Source organism: Desulfobacter sp. UBA2225, assembly GCF_002348205.1.
GTDB lineage: Bacteria > Desulfobacterota > Desulfobacteria > Desulfobacterales > Desulfobacteraceae > Desulfobacter > Desulfobacter postgatei.
Genome location: NZ_DDYV01000015.1, coordinates 6,775 through 10,906 on the forward strand (window position 1 = coordinate 6,775; position 4,132 = coordinate 10,906).

Sequence of the window (4,132 nt, forward strand, 5' to 3'; positions counted from 1 at the left end):
GAAAACCTTTTGGAAAGCGAATTGTTCGGCTTTGAAAAAGGGGCATTCACCGGTGCGACACGACGGCATATCGGAAAAATTGAACAGGCCAACGGCGGCACAGTGTTTCTGGATGAAATCGGCGATATGCCCATTTCGATCCAGGCCAAAATTCTGCGGCTGCTCCAGGAAAGATGCATTGAGCGGCTCGGCGGCGATGAAACCATCCCTGTGGACGTGCGCATCATTGCCGCAACCAACAGGGATCTTAAATCCGCCATTGCCCAGGGCCTTTTCAGGGAAGATCTCTATTTTCGACTCAAAGTCGTAACCATAGAACTGCCGCCCCTCAGGGACCGCATAGAGGATATCCAGCCCCTGACCGCCCATTATCTGGAACGGTTCTCCCATGAATTGAAAATCGACAACCCCGGCATCCGGGAAGAGGCCCTGGACCTTTTGAAAAAATACGAATGGCCGGGCAATATCAGGGAACTTGCCAACCTGATTCACAAAGCCCTGATCTTTAACCGCGGCAATCCCTTGTCGGTCAGTGATTTAAGCCAGATTATCCGAAAACAGGAAACCCCAGGGGAAAGTTCCCAGGATTCAACCCAGGAGGAGACCATCCGCCAGTGGATCCACGCCTGCCTGTCCCACCCGTCCAATGATCACAGTTTTGAATTCTTTTCAGACACCATCTGCGCCATGGCCGTGGAAGAGGCACTGAAAATTTCAAACGGCAACCGCTCCCAGGCTGCCCGGCTTTTGGACATATCCCGCCCTACCCTGCATGCAAAAATTGACAAGTACGGAATCAACACCATTTCATCCACCCAGATTATTCGGTGAGTTCCGTTTCTTGGATCTGATACTCCAAGGTGATTATAACGGTGCGGTTAAAGGATCTTCCTTCGGGAAGCGTATTGTCATAAGGCGGGTCATGGGGACCGTTGCCCTTGAATTCAATACGTTCGGGTGAGGGGATGCCGTTTTCCGTCACACTCTGGAAAACAGACTTTGCCCTTCGCTGGGAAAGCCCCAGGTTGTAATCTTCCGTTCCGATGATGTCGGTCTGCCCAAGGATGGTGACCCTGGCATCGGGCAATTCTCGTATCCGTTTCACCACCCGCTCCAGAACGACCTTGTTTCTTTCTTTTATTTCCGCACTGTCGTAATCAAAGAGAATCAAAGCGTATTTTTCCATCACCCGTTGCGCATTTCTCTGGGCCTTGGTTTTCACCCTCCTGGTATATGCAACCGGAATCACAACCGTATCCGTCTCAAAGGTCTGACCAGTGATATCGGTCAGAAAGGCGGTAACGCTTATATGTTCAAAGGCGCTGATCTTGCCGAATCCGAACCTCGCAAGATCAAAGGTATAGTTCGGAACAATATTGCCCTGGCCTTCCTTGAGATTCAAAAAATCCCGGTTTCCTTTGATTTTGATATTCCAGTTCTTAAGATCGTATCCGGGCTTGATATTGGGCTGGACTGTGATCTCATTGGTATTGGCGATCTGAAAGGTATAAGTACTCTTGATGATGTCCAGGATATCCGGAGAATCCGAACGGATTTCAACCCGCTGGTTTTCCACCCGGGCTTCTTCGACATTTCCGGTGCTGGCCTTTTCCGGAAGTTTCCGGGCCGTGATCGTGATCCTTGAGGGATCAATGTTCCAGATATACTGAAGATAGGATTTCACGCTTTCCGCCCGGGCCCGGGAAAGGGTGATGTTGTTCTTTTCCGGACCTCGGTCGCTGATGCAGCCCACCAGTCCGATAGTGGCACCTGGGTTCTCAGTCAAGCGTTTTCCGATGATGTTGAGCACATGATAGTATTTGGTCATGGTATTTTCCAGCATCTTTTCATCGAATTGACCGGCCTCGCTTTGGGTTTTCAGGAGGCGATACCGGTCCGGAACGCTGCTCTGGCCAAGATCGAAAAAGATGTAGTTGAGCAGGGGGGAGCTGTCAATAATGGTCAAATCCTCAATGGAGATCGAAGAGGGGCTGACAGCCAGAGATGCCTGGGGCGGCTTGTTGAAATTGTATTCCACCACATACTGATAAAGCAGGGTGGTGGATATGTCCCGGAAAATGGGAAGAAGATTGTCAGCGGATTTAGCTTTCCATAATTTACCGCCCAGACTTTGGGAAAAGGCATCCAGAAATTGATCCTTTTTTTCGCCCGGCATAAAATCAATGGAAAAAGCCTTGAAATTTTCGAGTCCCTTGGATTTCGGCCCGATGGTTTCTTTTTTGATGTTGCTGTTGAGATCTTCTCCATCGGAAAATACCACGAGGAATTTATTGGTTTTTTGAGGCTTTCTTGAAATCAGATCCAGCCCACCCAGGATTCCCTCATAGAGATAGGTCTCACCGGTCATGCCCTCTTTGAAGCTTTTTTCAAAAAATTTTTTAAGTTCCGAAATATTGTTGGATCTAAAGGTGGCAAGCCTTAGATGGTGGTCGTTCACCAGAAAATCACCCTTACTGTCAAAGACCACCACATCCACCTCATCGATAGGCCGGACAATCTTTAAAAACTCACCCAAAGCAGCCAGGAGGGGTTGAACGGCCTTTCTTTTTTCCATTGAAAAGGAATTGTCCACCATAAGCACATAGCTGATGGGCATATCCAATCGAGTCTTTAGTATCTGTACGGAAATGACGTTGGCCGGAATGCTTCCCTTGATCACTTCAAAATCCTTGGCCATAAGATCCTTGACGGGTTTGTCCTGACTGTCCAGGACCGATACCAGGATCTTGGTTTCGTCAATGGACTGAAAAGAGATTTTCCCGTCTTGACCGGGAACACGGATATGGAGTTCACCTTCCGGGACAAAGGCCAGGCCGCCGCCTGACCATACCAGACATACCGCCGCTACCAGTGCTGAAACAATTATTTTTGATTTCATCGGACATCTCCACCAAAGAGTCTAAAGGATATTCCGAATCTTATACATCTTGGAGTCAAAGTCAAATACAATTCATCATGGATTGATCAAGGATTTCCATATATGTATCCTTGTGTTATTGTTCACGCACTATTTTAATGATGCCTGCCAATGGGGTAATGCCGCATGTCAAACAATCTAACGATCCTTGCCGGGGCAACCGCTTATGGCCATATTAAAGAAAACGGTCTTTCTCCTAACGATATTGATGCCATGCTCGGGGCCTCGGGCGCAGCCAAATGGCTCTGCATTTACGGGCTTGATTCGGTAATTTTTTCCCAGTGGTTTTCAGGCCGGACCCGGCCTTTGCACCTGTTTGGCACCTCCATCGGAGCATGGAAGTTTGCCGCAGCAGCCCAGACCAACTGCCGGGAGGCCTTTGATCGCCTCAAACACGCCTATACCCATCAGCATTATAAGGGCAGGGTTTCGGCAGCCCAAATAGCCGGGCAAACCCGGCGGATCATGGATGGATTTCTCACAAACCAAGCCATTGATGAAATATTGAACCATCCATGGATTCGCATTGGTTTTTCAGCCACCCGGTGCAAAGGGCTCATGGGTTCAAAACAAAGTCCTGTCCAGGCCATTGGCCTAGGGCAGGCATTTGCCCTGAATGCGATATCCAGAAAACTTCAGCGGTTCTGTTTTGAACGTATTCTCTTCCACCACCCACAATATAAGACCAGCATACTGGAAGAAAACATTTTTCCCACAACCCCCATTCCCCTTGACCGAAAAAATTTTTCCAAAGCAATTTTGGCATCAGGGTCCATCCCCATGGTCATGGAGGGCGTCAATGATATAAGGGGCGCACCTGGGGGCACTTACCGGGACGGAGGACTTCTGGATTACCACCCGGCACTTTCCTTAAATCCTGAGCAGACCGGTTTTATCCTCTATCCCCACTTTTATACGGAACTGACCCCTGGCTGGTTTGATAAAAAATTCCACAAACGAAGAGTTAAGGGCAGGGCCGTGGACCGAACGATTCTTCTGGCTCCGTCTCCCGAATTTGTTTCCACCCTGCCCTTTGGGCGTATTCCGGACCGCCGAGATTTTATCCGGCTCATGGGACGGGATAATGAGAGGATTTGTGCCTGGAACAAAGCCGCAAATATGTGCAGGGTGTTGGGAGACGAATTCATGGATGCTGCGGAAAACGGTTCCATCAGGGACAAAGTCAGAAAAATT

Annotated in this window: 3 protein-coding genes; 2 read left to right on the forward strand and 1 reads right to left on the reverse strand. The window is 49.0% G+C overall.

The features are described 5' to 3' along the window. Window positions 1–831, forward strand: an 831-nt coding sequence (locus tag B3D59_RS00625; protein WP_286817148.1) for a sigma 54-interacting transcriptional regulator, incomplete at its 5' end; no start/stop codon positions are given. Here the strand turns inward: B3D59_RS00625 and B3D59_RS00630 are convergent. After that, window positions 821–2,899 carry an OmpA family protein gene (locus B3D59_RS00630; RefSeq protein WP_286817149.1) on the reverse strand — a complete coding sequence of 693 codons (2,079 nt, stop codon included), beginning with the start codon at window positions 2,897–2,899 and terminating at the stop codon, window positions 821–823. The two genes, B3D59_RS00625 and B3D59_RS00630, sit on opposite strands and share 11 nt — an antisense overlap. A 165-nt stretch (window positions 2,900–3,064) precedes the next feature. Between B3D59_RS00630 and B3D59_RS00635 the strand changes: the two genes are divergently transcribed. Then, the coding region (locus B3D59_RS00635) for a patatin-like phospholipase family protein (protein WP_286817150.1) at window positions 3,065–4,132 on the forward strand (1,068 nt) is incomplete at its 3' end.

Excerpts from the sequence above, each read along its gene's own strand:
- B3D59_RS00630 (WP_286817149.1), bottom strand. The coding sequence starts at position 2,899 with ATGAAATCAAAAATAATTGTTTCAGCACTGGTAGCGGCGGTATGTCTG.